Source organism: Streptomyces sp. NBC_01454 (assembly GCF_036227565.1).
Lineage (GTDB): Bacteria > Actinomycetota > Actinomycetes > Streptomycetales > Streptomycetaceae > Streptomyces.
On sequence record NZ_CP109460.1, the window covers coordinates 3,117,941 to 3,133,610 of the forward strand.

Annotated in this window: 9 protein-coding genes and 1 riboswitch; of the genes, 3 read left to right on the plus strand and 6 right to left on the minus strand. The window is 72.7% G+C overall.

The annotated features are described in order from the left end of the window. Nucleotides 1–120: 120 nt before the first annotated feature. Nucleotides 121–1,095, minus strand: coding sequence for a YihY/virulence factor BrkB family protein (locus OIU81_RS13560; RefSeq protein ID WP_329147470.1), 975 nt, complete (start codon nt 1,093–1,095; stop codon nt 121–123). A gap of 367 nt (nt 1,096–1,462) precedes the next feature. Between OIU81_RS13560 and OIU81_RS13565 the strand changes: the two genes are divergently transcribed. After that, nucleotides 1,463–2,218 carry a decaprenylphospho-beta-D-erythro-pentofuranosid-2-ulose 2-reductase gene (locus tag OIU81_RS13565; RefSeq protein ID WP_329147472.1) on the plus strand — a complete coding sequence of 252 codons (756 nt, stop codon included), beginning with the start codon at nt 1,463–1,465 and terminating at the stop codon, nt 2,216–2,218. Nucleotides 2,219–2,234: 16 nt separating this feature from the next. On the opposite strand, the gene OIU81_RS13570 is transcribed toward OIU81_RS13565, so the two are convergent. Both OIU81_RS13570 and trpS read right to left on the minus strand, forming a co-directional pair. Then, nucleotides 2,235–2,819, minus strand: coding sequence for a 2'-5' RNA ligase family protein (locus tag OIU81_RS13570; protein WP_329147474.1), 585 nt, complete (start codon nt 2,817–2,819; stop codon nt 2,235–2,237). Between the two features lie 185 nt (nt 2,820–3,004). Then, nucleotides 3,005–4,015: a tryptophan--tRNA ligase gene (gene trpS / locus OIU81_RS13575; protein ID WP_329147476.1), complete on the minus strand. Its 1,011-nt coding sequence runs from the start codon at nt 4,013–4,015 to the stop codon at nt 3,005–3,007. A gap of 287 nt (nt 4,016–4,302) precedes the next feature. On the opposite strand from trpS, the gene OIU81_RS13580 reads away from it, so the two are divergent. Continuing rightward, on the plus strand, nt 4,303–5,580 hold the full coding sequence (locus OIU81_RS13580) for a cytochrome P450 family protein (protein WP_329147478.1): 1,278 nt from the start codon (nt 4,303–4,305) through the stop codon (nt 5,578–5,580). A 50-nt stretch (nt 5,581–5,630) separates the two neighbouring features. Here the strand turns inward: OIU81_RS13580 and glyA are convergent, their stop codons facing one another. Beyond that, the gene (glyA, locus tag OIU81_RS13585; protein WP_329147480.1) at nt 5,631–6,926 is read right to left on the minus strand and encodes a serine hydroxymethyltransferase; all 1,296 of its coding nucleotides are present in this window, start codon (nt 6,924–6,926) and stop codon (nt 5,631–5,633) included. A gap of 41 nt (nt 6,927–6,967) precedes the next feature. Continuing rightward, nucleotides 6,968–7,058, minus strand: a riboswitch (ZMP/ZTP riboswitch). A 130-nt stretch (nt 7,059–7,188) separates the two neighbouring features. Between glyA and rocD the strand changes: the two genes are divergently transcribed. Further along, the gene (rocD, locus tag OIU81_RS13590; RefSeq protein ID WP_329147481.1) at nt 7,189–8,394 is read left to right on the plus strand and encodes an ornithine--oxo-acid transaminase; all 1,206 of its coding nucleotides are present in this window, start codon (nt 7,189–7,191) and stop codon (nt 8,392–8,394) included. Nucleotides 8,395–8,495: 101 nt separating this feature from the next. Here the strand turns inward: rocD and OIU81_RS13595 are convergent, their stop codons facing one another. Next, entirely contained in the window at nt 8,496–14,675 is a 6,180-nt protein-coding gene (locus OIU81_RS13595) for an Ig-like domain-containing protein (RefSeq protein ID WP_329147483.1), read from the minus strand. 741 nt (nt 14,676–15,416) lie between these two features. Further along, nucleotides 15,417–15,590: a hypothetical protein gene (locus OIU81_RS13600; RefSeq protein ID WP_329331136.1), complete on the minus strand. Its 174-nt coding sequence runs from the start codon at nt 15,588–15,590 to the stop codon at nt 15,417–15,419. Nucleotides 15,591–15,670: the final 80 nt, after the last annotated feature.

Genomic DNA, 15,670 nt, shown 5'->3' on the forward strand with positions numbered 1-15,670 from the left:
GGAGCGAGCAGCCGGGCCGGGCGGGAGCGGGCAGCCGGACGGGAGCGGGCAGCCGGGCCGGCGCGGGGGCGGGCAGCCGGACGGGAGCGGGCAGCCGGGCCGGCGCGGGGGCGGGCGGGGTCAGGTCGCCCGGGGGTGTTCCGGGCCGCCCCGGCCCTCCGGCCCGTCCGGCCGTTCCTGCCCCGGGGGCCCGTCCGGCCCCTCCGGCACCTTGAGTTCCTCGCCCACCGTGTGCTTCTCCGCCTCGGTGGCCGTCCAGGAAGCGCAGTACACCAGCAGCTTCGCGGTGAAGTTGATCCACAGCAGCAGCGCGATCGGGGTGCCGAAGGCGCCGTACATGCTGCGGGCGGCGACGCCCTGGAGATAGCCGCTGAGCAGCAGCTTGAGCACTTCGAAGCCGATCGCGCCGAGGAGTCCGGCGACCACGACGGAGCGCCTGGGCGGATGGACGCCGGCGAGCCTGGTCAGTATGTAGGCCAGCAGCAGGAAGTCCGCGAGGACGGCGATGACGAAACCGGCGGCCGAGAGCAGGATGCTGCCGACCCCGCCCTCCGGCAGGCCGATCACCTCGGCCACCTTGCCCACCGCGGCGGACGCGAAGGTCGAGCAGGCGAGGGAGAGCACGGCGACGCCGCCGACCCCGAGCAGCAGCGCGCCGTCCCGGAGCTTGCCGAGAAAGAAGTTGATGTCCTCGTCGGGCTTCTCCCACACGGCGCGCAGGCAGTCGCGCAGCGAGTCGACCCAGCCGATGCCGGTGAGCAGCAGCACGGCACCGGCGACCAGGCCGACGGTGGTGGCGTTGGCGACGAGGCCGGCGATGTCGAGCTGGTCGGCGAGGCCGGGGAGCTGTTCGGCGAGCTTGCCCTCGAGCGTGTGCAGCCGGTCGTCGCTGAGCAGGGCGGCGCCGACCGCGGCGGCGACGGTGAGCAGCGGGAAGAGCGCGACGAAGCTGGTGAAGGTGATCGCGGCGGCGAGCCGGGTCCAGTGCACCCGGAGCATGCGCATCCAGGCGTGCCAGAGGTGAGTGGTCATCAGGCGGTCGATGACCGGGCCGATCATCGGGCCGATCACCGGCAGTGTGCGCAACCAGTCCATGGCAGTCCCCTCGTGCCCCTGCGCCCGCCGGCCCGGGCTGAATCTTCCGGCCGGTGCCCCGACTGACCGGAACACTAGCGTCCGGGTACCCCGGAAGTGCCGTGACGCTACGTCCCGGCGGCCCCCGGCCGCGGCGGCGCCCGTCCGGCCCGCACCGGCCCTCAGTTAGCCCATCCACACCGTTCCTCACCCGTTTCGGCGAGGGGCTGCGGGGACGGGCAGCGGATCGCCGCGAAACCGCGGATACCCGGCGCTACCGTCGCTGCCGTGCTGTCCTGTCCCCCGCAGCGGATCCCGCCCCCGGACCCGCCCGGCGCCCGCCACCCGGCCGGTACCCCGCCGCCTCGGCCCGTAAAGGAATCCGCCCGTGAAAGACGCCTCCGGCATCCCGCAGTCCCTGCTCATCCTGGGCGGCACCTCCGACATCGCCCTGGCCACCGCGGCCCGCTTCGCCGTCCACCGCACCCGCACGGTCTGGCTGGCCGGCCGCCCCACCCCGGCGCTGGAGGAGTCCGCCGACCGGCTGCGCGCCCTGGGCACCCAGGTCCGTACCGTGCCCTTCGACGCGCTGGACACCGGCCGCCACGAGGAGACCCTCGGCAAGATCTTCGCCGAGGGCGATCTCGACATGGTGCTGCTGGCCTTCGGCGTCCGCGGCGACCAGCGGCGCGACGAGCAGACCGCGGCCCAGGCGCTCCGGGTCGCCCAGACCAACTACACCGGCGCCGTCTCCGCCGCCCTCATCTGCGGCCAGGCGCTGCGCCGGCAGGGCCACGGCTCGCTGGTGGTGCTGTCCGCGGTGGCCGGCGAACGCGCCCGCCGCACGGACTTCCTCTACGGGTCGAGCAAGGCGGGTCTGGACGCCTTCGCCCAGGGGCTGGGGGACGCCCTGCACGGCACCGGGGTGCATGTCATGGTCGTCCGGCCCGGCTTCGTCCGCACCAAGATGACCGCCGGCCTGCCCGCCGCGCCGCTGGCGACCAGCCCGGAGGCGGTCGCCGAGGCGATCGAGAACGGGCTGCGGCGCCGCGCCGAACTGGTGTGGGTGCCGGGCGTGCTGCGCTGGGTGATGGCGGTGGTGCGGCAGCTGCCGCGGGCGGTCTTCCGGCGGCTGACGCGCTGAACGCAGGCGAGGGGCGTCAGCAGGACGGCGCGGGCGGCCGGGAGAGATCGGCGGCCTGGCGCGGTACGCCGGCCGTCTGCGGCGGGAAGGGGAACTCCCGCTCCAGGCGCCACACCGCGTCCGCGCCCTGCTCGTAGAGCGCGAAGCCGCCGATGGTCCAGGTCGCGCAGAAGTCCCGGAGGCCGCTCTGGGCGCGGTCCATGGCCTCGTCGGCGATGCCGTGGGCGACGGTGACGTGCGGGTGGTAGGGGAACTGCAGCTCGCGGGCGCACGGGCCGGAGGCGGCGCGGATACGGGCCTGCAGCGCGGTGCAGCCCGCCTCGCCCTCGGCGACCTTGACGTAGACCACCGGGGAGAGCGGGCGGAAGGTGCCGGTGCCCTGCAGGCGGAGCGGGAAGGGGCGGAAGCCGGCCGCGACGTCGGCGAGGTGGCGTTCGATGCCGGGCAGCGCCTCGGCGGCGACCTCCGTCGGCGGGAGGAGGGTGATATGCGTGGGGATGCCCGGTGCGGCAGGGTCCCCGAAGCCCTCGCGCTTCCTTTGGAGGAAGCTGCCGTAAGGCTCCGGGACCGCGATCGAAACGCCCAGCGTTACGGTCCCCACTGCGTTCTCCCTCCTGACGTGTGTGCGGCGCGCTCGCGCACCTTCTCAGTGTGCCGGGTACGCGCCCTTCCCGGGGAGCCTCCCCGGCTCCTGTGACAAGCGGGCCCCGGCGCCCGCGGGGGTGGATTTCCCGGGCTCCGGCCGGCTCGCGCGGCCGGAGCCGGACCGTCTCGCGGACGGTCCCCTCAGTGCTTGGCCGACAGCAGTCCGAGCCGGTCATAGGTGGTGGCGAGGGTCTCGGCGGCGACCGAGCGGGCCTTCTCCGCACCCTTGGCCAGGATCGCGTCCAGGGTCTCGGGATCGTCGAGGTATTCCTGGGTGCGGTTGCGGAACGGTGTGACGAAATCGACCATCACCTCGGCCAGATCCGTCTTGAGCGCGCCGTACATCTTGCCCTCGTAGGACCGCTCGAGGTCCGGCACGGCGGTGCCGGTGAGGGTGGAGAGGATCGTCAGGAGGTTGCTGACGCCCGGCTTGGCCTCGCGGTCGAAGCGGATGACCGTGTCGGTGTCGGTCACCGCGCTCTTGACCTTCTTCGCGGTGACCTTGGGGTCGTCGAGGAGGTCGACGATGCCCTTGGGCGAGGAGGCGGACTTGCTCATTTTGATCGACGGGTCCTGAAGATCGAAGATCTTCGCCGTCTCCTTGACGATGTACGGGTTGGGGATCGTGAAGGTGTCGCCGTAGCGGGTGTTGAAGCGGTCCGCGAGGTCGCGGGTCAGCTCCAGGTGCTGGCGCTGGTCCTCGCCCACCGGGACCTGGTCGGCCTGGTAGAGGAGGATGTCGGCGACCATCAGCACGGGGTAGGTGAACAGGCCCACCGTCGTACGGTCCGCGCCCTGCTTGGCGGACTTGTCCTTGAACTGGGTCATCCGCGACGCCTCACCGAAGCCGGTGACACAGTTCATGACCCACCCGAGCTGGGCGTGCTCGGGCACATGGCTCTGGATGAAGAGCGTGCAGCGCTCCGGATCGAGGCCGGCGGCCAGCAGCTGGGCGGCGGCGACCCGGGTGTTGCGGCGCAGTTCCGCCGGGTCCTGCGGGACGGTGATCGCATGCAGGTCGACCACCATGTAGAAGGCGTCGTGGGACTCCTGCAGGGCCACCCACTGGCGTACCGCACCGAGGTAGTTACCGAGGTGGAAGGAGCCGGCGGTGGGCTGGATGCCGGAGAGCACACGCGGACGATGCTGCATGGCGGAGTCATTCCCCCTGAGGGCGGTGGTGGGCGGGCGGGTGATCGAGAGCCATGCCATCGATTGTCTCAGGTCCGCAAGGGGGGCGAGGCGCATGGTGGCGCAAGCCGGCGGCGCGGCCGCGGGGTGCGCCCGCGGGGACGGGACGGCGGCGGCCCTGCGGCGGCGCGGCGGCGGCCTGTTCGGGGCGGGCGGGAGCTGGGATCGTGGGCGGTGCAGTCGTGGTCCGCGCCCGTGCGGGCCGGTGCACCGCCCCGGATCTCCGCCCCGACCTGTGAGGACCGCCGATGACCGACGCCATCCGCCCCGCGCCCCCGGCCGGTGCCGCCTGCCCCGCACAGTCCGGCCGGGTGCCGCACCGGCTCGCCCCCGGGGGCGCCGGCCGGGCCGCGGCCGACGCACGGCTGCGTAAGGACGGGGCGGTGGTGCCGGTGCTGCTGCCCGGGGAGGTGCCCGCGGTCGCCGTCACCCGCCACGAGGTGCTGCGCGAGATGCTGACGCACCCCGAAGTCGCCAAGAACGCCTGCCACTTCACCGCCCTGCACGACGGCACGGTGCCGCCCGGCTGGCCGCTGACCCTCTTCGCCGTCATCGAGGGGATGACGACCGCCGACGGGACGAACCACCGGCGGCTGCGCGGCCTGGTGACCCAGGTGTTCACCGGGCGGCGGGTGGCGGCGCTGCGGCCCCGGATCGCGGAGCTGACGGCCGGGCTGCTCGACGCGCTGCCGCGGGCCGCGGACGCCGACGGCACGGTGGATCTGCGCCGGCACTTCGCCTATCCGCTGCCGATGAACGTGATCTGCGAACTGCTGGGCGTGGCGGCCGCGTTACGCGACCGGCTGCACGAGCTGTCGAACCTGATCGTGGGCACGGCCGGCACCGCGGCCGAGGTGCTGGCCGCCAACCGTGAGATCACCGCCCTCCTCACGGAGGTCGCCGAGGCCCGGCGTGCGGAGCCCGGCGACGATCTGACCAGCGCGCTGCTCGCCGCCCAGGAGGCGGACGGTGACCGGCTGAGCGCCCGGGAGCTGGTCGGCACCCTGCTGCTGATGATCATCGCCGGGCACGAGACCACGCTGAACCTGATCACCAACGCGGTCCGGGCGCTGTGCACCGACCGCGGCCAGCTGGAGCTGGTCCTGGCCGGGCGGGCGAGCTGGGACGACGCCGTCGAGGAGACGCTGCGCTACGACAGCCCCGTCGCCCACTTCCCGTTCCGCTACCCCGTGCGGGACCTGGAGATCGGCGGCACGCTCGTCCCGCGCGGCACCCCGATGCTGGCCTCCTACTCGGCGGCCGGCCATGATCCGGACGCCTACGGCCCCGACGCGGACCGGTTCGACGTCACCCGGCGGCCCGCCGCCCGGCACCTCGCCTTCGGTCACGGCCCGCACTACTGCCTGGGCGCGCCGCTGGCCCGGCTGGAGGCGACCGTGGCCCTCCAGGCGCTGTTCACCCGCTATCCGGCGCTGGACCTCGCCGTCCCGGACGCCGAACTGCCGCCGCACCCGAGCTTCGTCAGCAACAGCACCGACGTCCTGCCGGTCCGGCTCACCGGCTGATCACGGGCCCCGGGAGGGGCGGGCGGCCGGTGAGCCGGGAGGCCGCGGACTCAGTCCGTCGGCAGACCCGGCGCCGGGTAGGCGGCCATCAGCTCCGCGACCTCGCCGCGGATCACCGCCAGCGCCTCCTCGTCGCCCTTGGCCGCGGCCTGGACGCTCCGGTCGATCCACTCGGCGACCAGCGGCATCCGGTCCGTGCCCAGTCCGCGGGAGGTGAGGGAGGGGGTGCCGATGCGGATGCCGGAGGGGTCGAAGGGCTTGCGGGTGTCGAAGGGGACGGTGTTGTAGTTGACGACGATGCCGGCCCGGTCCAGCGCCTTGGCGGCGACCTTGCCCGGGACGTCCTTGGACGTCAGGTCGATCAGCACCAGGTGGTTGTCGGTGCCGCCGGAGACCAGGTCGTAGCCGCGGGCCAGCAGCGCCTCGGCGAGCGCCTTGGCGTTGGCGACGACGGCATGGGCGTAGTCCCGGAAGGACGGGGCGGCCGCCTCGCGCAGGGCGACCGCGATGGCGGCGGTGGTGTGGTTGTGCGGGCCGCCCTGGAGGCCGGGGAAGACGGCCTTGTCGACGGCCTTGGCGTGGCTCGCCCGGGACATCAGCATCGCGCCGCGCGGCCCGCGCAGGGTCTTGTGCGTGGTGGTGGAGATGACATCGGCGTGCGGCACCGGCGACGGGTGGGCGCCGCCGGCGACCAGACCGGCGATATGGGCGATGTCGGCGACGAGCACGGCGTCGACCTCGCGGGCGATCTCGCCGAAGGCGGCGAAGTCGATGGTACGCGGCACGGCGGTGCCACCACAGAAGATGATCTTCGGACGTTCCTTGCGGGCGAGGTCGCGCACCTCGTCGAAGTCGATCAGCGCGCTGTCGGCCCGGACGCCGTACTGCACCCCGCGAAACCACCGGCCGGTCGCCGAGACGCCCCAGCCGTGGGTGAGGTGGCCGCCCATCGGCAGCGCCATGCCCAGCACGGTGTCGCCGGGCTCGGCGAAGGCGAGGTAGGCGGCGAGGTTGGCGGGCGAGCCGGAGTACGGCTGGACGTTGGCGTGCTCGACGCCGAAGACGGCCTTGGCGCGCTCGACGGCCAGCGTCTCGACGCGGTCGATGTTCTGCTGGCCTTCGTAGTAGCGACGGCCCGCGTACCCCTCGCTGTACTTGTTCTGCAGGACGGTGCCGGTGGCTTCCAGGACGGCGGCGGAGACGTAGTTCTCGCTGGGGATCAGCCGCAGGGTGTCGGCCTGGAGCTGCTCCTCGGCGCCGACCAGCGCGGCCAGTTCGGGGTCGGCGGCGCTCAGCGCGGGATGCGGAAGAGATTGCGGAAGGGATTGCGGCAGGGGAAGCGACATGGTGTCCTCCGGGGCGGTCGATCGGTGGTCCGGTCGTGGTCCCGGGGTGCCCAGGCGGGGCGGCACCTCGTGAGGTTCCCGCACACCGCTTCCTCGAGGTTGCTTCCCCGTACGCCAGTCGCGCTGTGCACCGCAGAGTCTAGAACACCCCGGCCCCCTGTGCGGCGGATCTCCGCAGGTCCGGTCGGCCGGGCCGGGCGCAACAATGGAGGGGGACGCGGCAGTGCCCGCGCCCCGCAGGGTCTACCGAACGGAGTCACCGGTGACGTCCACGGAACGCTTCCTCGCCGCCGCCGAGGCCCACAGCGCGCACAACTACCACCCGCTGCCCGTCGTCGTGGCCACCGCCGAGGGTGCCTGGGTGACGGATGTGGCGGGCCGGCGCTATCTGGACCTGCTCGCCGGGTACTCCGCGCTGAACTTCGGGCACGGCAACCGCCGGCTGCTCGACGCGGCCCGGGCCCAGCTGGAGCGGGTCACGCTCACCTCCCGCGCCTTTCACCACGACCGGTTCGGCGACTTCTGCACCCAGCTGGCCGAGCTGTGCGGGATGGAACTGGTGCTGCCGATGAACACCGGCGCCGAGGCGGTCGAGACGGCCGTCAAGACGGCCCGGAAGTGGGGCTATCAGGTCAAGGGCGTCCCGGACGGCCGGGCGAAGATCATCGTCGCGGAGGGCAACTTCCACGGCCGGACGACCACCCTCGTCTCCTTCTCCACCGACCCCGAGGCGCGCGCCGGCTTCGGCCCGTACACCCCCGGCTTCGAGGTCGTCCCCTACGGTGACGCGGCCGCGCTGGAGGCCGCCCTCGACGCGGACACGGTCGCGGTGCTGCTGGAGCCGATTCAGGGCGAGGCGGGCGTCCGGGTGCCGCCGCCGGGCTATCTGGCGCGCGTACGGGAGCTGACCCGCAGCCGGAACGTGCTGTTCATCGCCGATGAGATCCAGTCGGGGCTGGGCCGCACCGGACGGACCTTCGCCTGTGAGCACGAGGGCGTGGTGCCCGATGTGTATGTGCTGGGCAAGGCGCTGGGCGGCGGGGTGGTGCCGGTGTCGGCGGTGGTGTCCTCCCGCGAGGTGCTCGGCGTCTTCGCGCCGGGCGAGCACGGCTCGACGTTCGGCGGCAACCCGCTGGCCTGCGCGGTGGCGCTGGAGGTCGTGGCGATGCTGCGGACCGGCGAATTCCAGCAGCGGGCGGCGGAGTTGGGCGAGCATCTGCACAGCGAGCTGGCGCAGCTGGCGGCCGGTGGCGCGGTGGCCGCGGTGCGCGGCCGCGGACTGTGGGCGGGCATCGACATCGACCCGTCGCGCGGCACCGGACGGGAGCTGTCCGAGCAGCTGATGGCCCGCGGGGTGCTGGTCAAGGACACCCACGGCAGCACGCTCCGGCTGGCTCCGCCGCTGGTGATCAGCAAGGAGGATCTGGACTGGGGGCTCGACCAGCTGCGCGGCGTGCTGGAGGCGTAGGAACGCGCCGGCCGCGGGCGAGGCGGCACACGCGGGCGCCGGGCCGCCCTCGGAAGAGGACGGCCCGGCGCCGTGTCCACGGTGGGTGAGGGGTCGGCGGGTCAGGGGAGCACCGTCTGGGTGTCCGTGTCGGTGGAGCCGGTGAAGTTGGTGTCACCTCCGTAGACCGCCGTGATCAAGTAGAGGCCGGGTGTGATCAGCGGGCTGCTCACCGCGGCGACTCCGGCACCGTCGAGGGTTCCGGTGAGGTTCAGGGTGGTGATGCCGTCGGTGATGGTGAAGGCGACCGTCCCGGTCGGGACGCCGCTGCCCGGTGCCACCGGCCCCACGAAGGCGAGGAACGCCACGGAGTCGCCGGCCGTGGACGGGTCGGGGAACGAGGTGGCCGTCAGGGTCGTGGCCGTCTGGTTCACGGTCTGGGTATCGGTCCCACTGGAGCCGGCGAAGTCGGTGTCGCCGTTGTAGGTGGCGGTGACGTTGTGGACGCCGGCGTCGAGGGTGGCGGTGGTGACGGTGGCCGTACCCGCGGCGACGGTGCCGATCAGCGTGCCGCCCCCGCCGCCGTCGATGACGAAGGTGACGGTGCCGGTCGGCGTGCCCGCACCCGGCGCGACCGGCGCGACGGTGGCGGTGAAGGTCACCGGCTGGCCGAACAGCGACGGGTCGGGCGCCGAGGTGACCGCGGTGGTCGTGCTCGCCTGGACCACGGTCTGGGTGTCCGTGCCGCTGGAGGTGCTGAAGTCGGCGTCACCGCTGTAGGTCGCCGTGACGGTGAACGTGCCGACGCCCAGCGCACTGGTCGAGGCGGTCGCGACGCCCCCGGAGAGCGTCCCGACCAGCGTCGGGCCGCCCGTGATGACGAAGGTGACCGTGCCGGTCGGCGTCCCCGCACCGGGCGCCACCGGCGCCACGGTCGCCGTGAACGTCACCGACTGCCCGACCACCGACGGATCCGGTGACGAGCTGACCGTGGTGGTCGTCAGCGCCTGGTTCACGGTCTGGGTCCCGGACCCGGTGGAGGCGGTGAAGTTGGCGTCCCCGCTGTAGGTCGCGGTCACGCTGTAGACCCCTGCGGTCACCAGCCCGCTGGTGGTGACACTGGTGGTGCCGCCGCTGAGCGTGCCGGTCAGCGTCACCGTGGTGGCCCCATCGGTGATCACGAACGCCACCGTGCCGGTCGGGGTGCCCGCACCGGGCGCGACCGGCGCCACGGTCGCCGTGAACGTCACCGGCTCCCCCACCACCGACGGATCCGGCAGCGAACTGACCGTCGTGGTCGTCAGCGCCGCGGTCACGGTCTGCGTGTCCGTACCGGCGGAGGCGGTGTAGTTGGGGTCACCGGAGTAGCTCGCGGTCACGCTGTACGTTCCCGCCGTCACCAGCCCGTTGGTGCTGACGCTGGTGGTGCCGCCGCTGAGCGTGCCGGTCAGCGTCACGGTGGTGGGCCCGTCGGTGGCCATGAAGACGACCGTGCCGGTCGGCACACCCGCACCCGGCGCCACCGGCGCCACGGTGGCCGTGAACGTCACCGACTCCCCGACGACGGACGGATCGGGCGACGAGCTGACCGTCGTGGTGGTCGGCGCCGCGGTCACGGTCTGGGTGTCGGACCCGCTGGAGCCGGTGAAGTTGGCGTCCCCGCTGTACGTCGCGGTCACGGTGTACACGCCCGCCGTCACCAGCCCGTTGGTGGTCACACTCGTGGTGCCCCCGATGAGCGTGCCGGTCAGCGTCACCGTGGTCACGCCGTCGGTGGCCACGAACACCACCGTGCCCGTCGGCACACCCGCACCGGGCGCCACCGGAGCCACGGTCGCCGTGAACGTCACCGGCTCCCCCACCACCGACGGATCCGGCAGCGAACTGACCGTCGTGGCCGTCAGCGCCGCGGTCACGGTCTGCGTGTCCGTACCGGCGGAGGCGGTGAAGTTGGCGTCCCCGCTGTAGGTCGCGGTGACCGTGTACACGCCCGCCGTCACCAGCCCGTTGGTGGTCACACTCGTGGTGCCCCCGATGAGCGTGCCGGTCAGCGTCACCGTGGTGACCCCGTCGGTGGCCACGAACACCACCGTGCCCGTCGGCACACCCGCACCCGGCGCGACCGGCGCCACGGTCGCCGTGAACGTCACCGGCTGACCGACCACCGAGGGATCCGGCGACGAGCTGACCGCCGTGGTCGTCGACGCCTGGCCCACGGTCTGGGTGTCGGCCCCGGTGGAGGTGCTGAAGCTGCCGTCCCCGCTGTAGGTCGCGGTGACCGTGTAAGTGCCCGCCGTCACCAGCCCGTTGGTCGTGACACTCGTCGTGCCACCGCTGAGCGTGCCGGTCAGCGTCACCGTGGTCACGCCGTCGGTGGCCACGAACACCACCGTGCCGGTCGGGGTGCCCGCACCCGGCGCCACCGGAGCCACGGTCGCCGTGAACGTCACCGGCTGACCGACCACCGAGGGATCCGGCGACGAGCTGACCGCCGTGGTCGTCGAGGCCAGGCCGACGGTCTGGGTGTCCGTCCCGCTGGAGGTACTGAAGTTGGCGTCACCGCTGTAGGTCGCGGTCACGGTGTGGATGCCGACGCTCAGGGCGCTAGTGGTGACCGTCGCCGTGCCACCGGAGAGGGTGCCGACCAGCGTCGGGCCGCCGGCGATCACGAACGTGACGGTGCCGGTGGGAGTACCGGCCCCCGGCGCGACGGGCGCGACCGTGGCCGTGAACGTCACCGGCTGGCCGAAGAGCGAGGGATCCGGCGACGAGCTGACCGTCGTGGTCGTCGACGCCTGCCCCACGGTCTGGGTGTCGGCCCCGGTGGAGCTGATGAAGTTGGCGTTACCGCTATAGGTCGCGGTGACGGTGTACACGCCGGCCGTCACCAGCCCGTTGGTGGTCACACTGGTGGTGCCCCCGATGAGCGTGCCGGTGAGGGTCACCGTGGTGACCCCGTCGGTGGCCACGAAGACGACCGTGCCCGTCGGGGTGCCCGCACCGGGCGCGACCGGCGCCACCGTGGCGGTGAACGTCACCGGCTGGCCGACCACCGACGGGTCCGGCGACGAGCTGACCGTCGTGGTCGTCGACGCCTGCCCCACGGTCTGGGTGTCCGTCCCGCTGGACGTGGTGAAGTTGGCGTCACCGCTGTAGGTCGCCGTGACGCTGTGGGTGCCGACGCTCAGGGCGCTGGTGGTGACCGTCGCCGTGCCACCGGAGAGGGTGCCGACCAGCGTCGGGCCGCCCGTGATCACGAACGTGACCGTGCCGGTAGGAGTACCGGCCCCCGGCGCCACCGGCGCGACCGTGGCCGTGAACGTCACCGGCTGACCGACCACCGACGGATCCGGCGACGAGCTGACCGTCGTGGTCGTCGACGCCAGGCCGACGGTCTGGGTGTCCGTGCCGGAGGAGCCGGCGAAGTTGGCGTTACCGCTATAGGTCGCGGTGACGGTGTACACGCCGGCCGTCACCAGCCCGTTGGTGGTCACACTCGTCGTGCCGCCGCTGAGCGTGCCGGTGAGGGTCACGGTGGTGAGCCCGTTGGTGGCCACGAAGACGACCGTGCCCGTCGGGGTGCCCGCGCCGGGCGCGACCGGCGCCACGGTGGCCGTGAACGTCACCGGCTGCCCGACCACCGACGGGTCCGGCGACGAGCTGACGGTGGTGGTCGTCAGCGCCGGGGTCACGGTCTGGGTGTCGGTGTCACTGGAGCCGCTGTAGTTGGCGTCGCCGCTGTAGGTCGCGGTCACGGTGTACAGGCCGGCGGTGACCAGCCCGTTGGTGCTGACGGTGGCCACGCCGGAGCCGTCGAGGGTGCCGCTGAGGCTGACCGTGGTCGTGCCGTTGGTGATGACGAAGGCGACGGTGCCGGTCGGGATCCCGCCGCCGGGGAACACCGGCCCCACGAAAGCGGTGAAGTTGACGGTCTGCCCGGTCACCGAGGGATCGGGGAACGAGGTGACCGTGGTCATGGTCGATGCCTGGCCGACGGTCTGGGTGTCGGTCCCGGTGGAAGTGGTGAAGTTGGCATCGCCGCTGTAGGTCGCGGCGACCGTATGGACACCGGCGGCCAGCGCACTGGTACTGACACTCGCCGTGCCCCCGGACAACGTGCCGGTCAGGGTCGGGCCCCCGCTGATGACGAACGTCACCGTGCCCGTCGGAGTCCCCGCACCCGGCGCCACCGGCGCCACCGTGGCCGTGAACGTCACCGACTGCCCGACCACCGACGGATCCGGTGACGAGGTCACCGTCGTGGTCGTCGACGCCTGCCCCACGGTCTGGGTATCGGTCCCGCTGGAGCCGGTGAAGGCGGCGCTGCCGCTGTAGGTCGCCGTGACGGTGTGCGTACCGGCGGACAGTGCGCCGGTCGTGACGCTCGCGGTGCCCCCGGACAACGTGCCGGTCAAGGTCGGACCGCCACTGATGACGAAGGTGACCGTGCCGGTCGGCGTCCCCGAAGCGGGCAGGACGGGCGCGACGACGGCCGTGAAAGTCACCGGCTGTCCGACGACGGACGGATCCGGCGAAGAGGTGACCGTCGTGGTCGTGGCCCCCTGGCCGACGGTCTGGGTGTCGGTCCCGGTGGAAGTGGTGAAGTTGGCATCGCCGCTGTAGGTCGCGGCGACCGTATGGACACCGGCGGCCAGCGCACTGGTACTGACACTCGCCGTGCCCCCGGACAACGTGCCGGTCAGGGTCGGGCCCCCGCTGATGACGAACGTCACCGTGCCCGTCGGAGTCCCCGCACCCGGCGCCACCGGCGCCACCGTGGCCGTGAACGTCACCGACTGCCCGACCACCGACGGATCCGGTGACGAGCTGACCGTCGTGGTCGTCGACGCCTGCCCCACGGTCTGGGTATCGGTCCCGCTGGAGCCGGTGAAGGCGGCGCTGCCGCTGTAGGTCGCCGTGACGGTGTGCGTACCGGCGGACAGTGCGCCGGTCGTGACGCTCGCGGTGCCCCCGGACAGGGTGCCGGTCAAGGTCGGACCGCCACTGATGACGAAGGTGACCGTGCCGGTCGGCGTCCCCGAAGCGGGCAGGACGGGCGCGACGACGGCCGTGAAGGTCACCGGCTGTCCGACGACGGACGGGTCCGGCGAAGAGGTGACCGTCGTGGTCGTGGCCCCCTGGCCGACGGTCTGGGTGTCGGTCCCGGTGGAAGTGGTGAAGTTGGCATCGCCGCTGTAGGTCGCGGTGACCGTATGGACACCGGCGGCCAGCGCACTGGTACTGACACTCGCCGTGCCCCCGGACAACGTGCCGGTCAGGGTCGGGCCCCCGCTGATGACGAACGTCACCGTGCCCGTCGGAGTCCCCGCACCCGGCGCCACCGGCGCCACCGTGGCCGTGAACGTCACCGACTGCCCGACCACCGACGGGTCCGGCGCCGAGGTCACCGTCGTGGTCGTCGACGCCTTGTTGACGGTCTGGGTGTCCGTACCGCTCGACGGCGCGAAACTGCCGCTGCCGCTGTAGGTGGCGGTGACCGCGTGGCTGCCCACACTCAGGCTGCTGGTGGAGACGCTCGCCGTGCCGCCCGAGAGCGTCGCCGTCAGCGTGGGGCCGCCGGCGATGACGAAGGTGACCGTGCCGGTCGGCGTCCCCGAAGCGGGCGGGACGGGCGCGACGACGGCCGTGAAGGTCACGGACTGCCCGAAGACCGAGGGGTCGGGGGACGAGGTGACCGTGGTGGTCGTCGCTGCCGGCGCCGCCACCACCGTCTGGGTATCGGTGCCGGAGGACGCGTTGAACTGGGTATCGCCGTTGTAGGTGGCGGTGATCAGATGCGTGCCGACGCTGAGACTGCTGGTGGTGACGGTCGCCGTACCGCCCGAGAGGGTGCCGGTCAGGGTGCCGCCCCCGCCGCCTTGGATGACGAAGGTGACGGTGCCGGTCGGTGTCCCCGCGCCGGGCGCGACCGCGGTGACCTGGGCGGTGATGGTGACCGTCTGCCCGGAGTTCGACGGGTCCGGCGAGGAGGTGACCGTGGTGGCGGTCGAAGCCTTGAACACCGTGGCGGAGCCGGCGGAACTGGACGGGCCGAATTGCGCGTTGCCGTTGTAGTTCGCGGTGTAGGTGTGGAATCCGACGCTCAGGCTGTTGGTGGTGACGGTGGCGGTGCCGCCGACGAGGGTTCCGGTCAGGGTCGGCCCGCCGGGGATGACGAAGGTGACGGTGCCGGTCGGCGGGCCCAGCCCGAACGGGATGACGGTGGCCGTCAGCGTGACGGTCTGACCGAAGACCGACGGATTGGGCGCGGCGGAGGTCAGCGTGAACGTGGGCGTTGGCATGGAGGGCCCTCCGAGGGCAGTGAGGGTGGCGGGCCGTTCGGCCCCGCGGCTTCCGGATTCCGTGGGAAGGCGTCAACTACCTGTGGGAGGGGGCTCGTTGTGGGCAGCCGAGGGACATGTGCACCTGCATTTCAGTCCTCCAACAGGTGGGGGCAGCCCCGCCGGTCGATGGCATCAGTAGGCGCGTTATTCCGGCCACCACGCCATGCCCGTGCGCAGTTTTACCCTGAATGGCGCAGCGCAGGGCGGCGTACCCGGCACCCGCGGACGTGCGCCGCGCAGCGCGCACGTCCTCCGCGTGGACACAAAGGAAGCGGGGGCATGGCGCACCCCTGCCGGGAGCCACTCCCCCACCACCGCCAACGCCGTTGCACCACCGCGCGGTTGGCCATACCGGCACGCTCCGGCGAGGGCATTTCCGGCCTTCGCTTTACCCGTTGCCAGAGCAATGCGCAACAGTCGCCCGGGGAGTCGGAGTGGAGTTCAAGCCAGGCGGGAATCCCACTCAAAACGCTTACTCAGAAGCGGAGTTGGGAGAAGCGGGCGGCGTTGTCCGGGGCCTTCGGGTGGCAGTCGCAAGCGGAAGGCGGAAAGGAGGGTGCGCCGGTTGCGCGCCGGGGCCCCTCCCTTCGCGGTCCTGACGGACGGATACGGCAGGCATTCCACTGGGTCGTGTCCGGACCGGCACTCCGGAGACCAAGCCGCCGTACGCCTCGTATCGCCGGGCCAGGCCACCGCCGTTCAGGCGCTTGTTGCCGACGACGGACGGTCGTGGTGGGCCCGCAGCACGTACGGGCCCCCTCGCGGGTCGCGCCGGGCCGCGCCGCGCTCCGGGTGCAGCTCCAGGAGGTTCCGTTCGCGCCGTCGTCCGATGCCGCGGGCGAGCCGGACGTCTCGGCTCCGTGGCCTGCTCACCGCAGGGCGAACGGTCCTGCGGTGATCCCTCGCCCGGGCACGGTTCGACCGGTCGGCGGCAAGGCCCCGGGGCCGCCTCG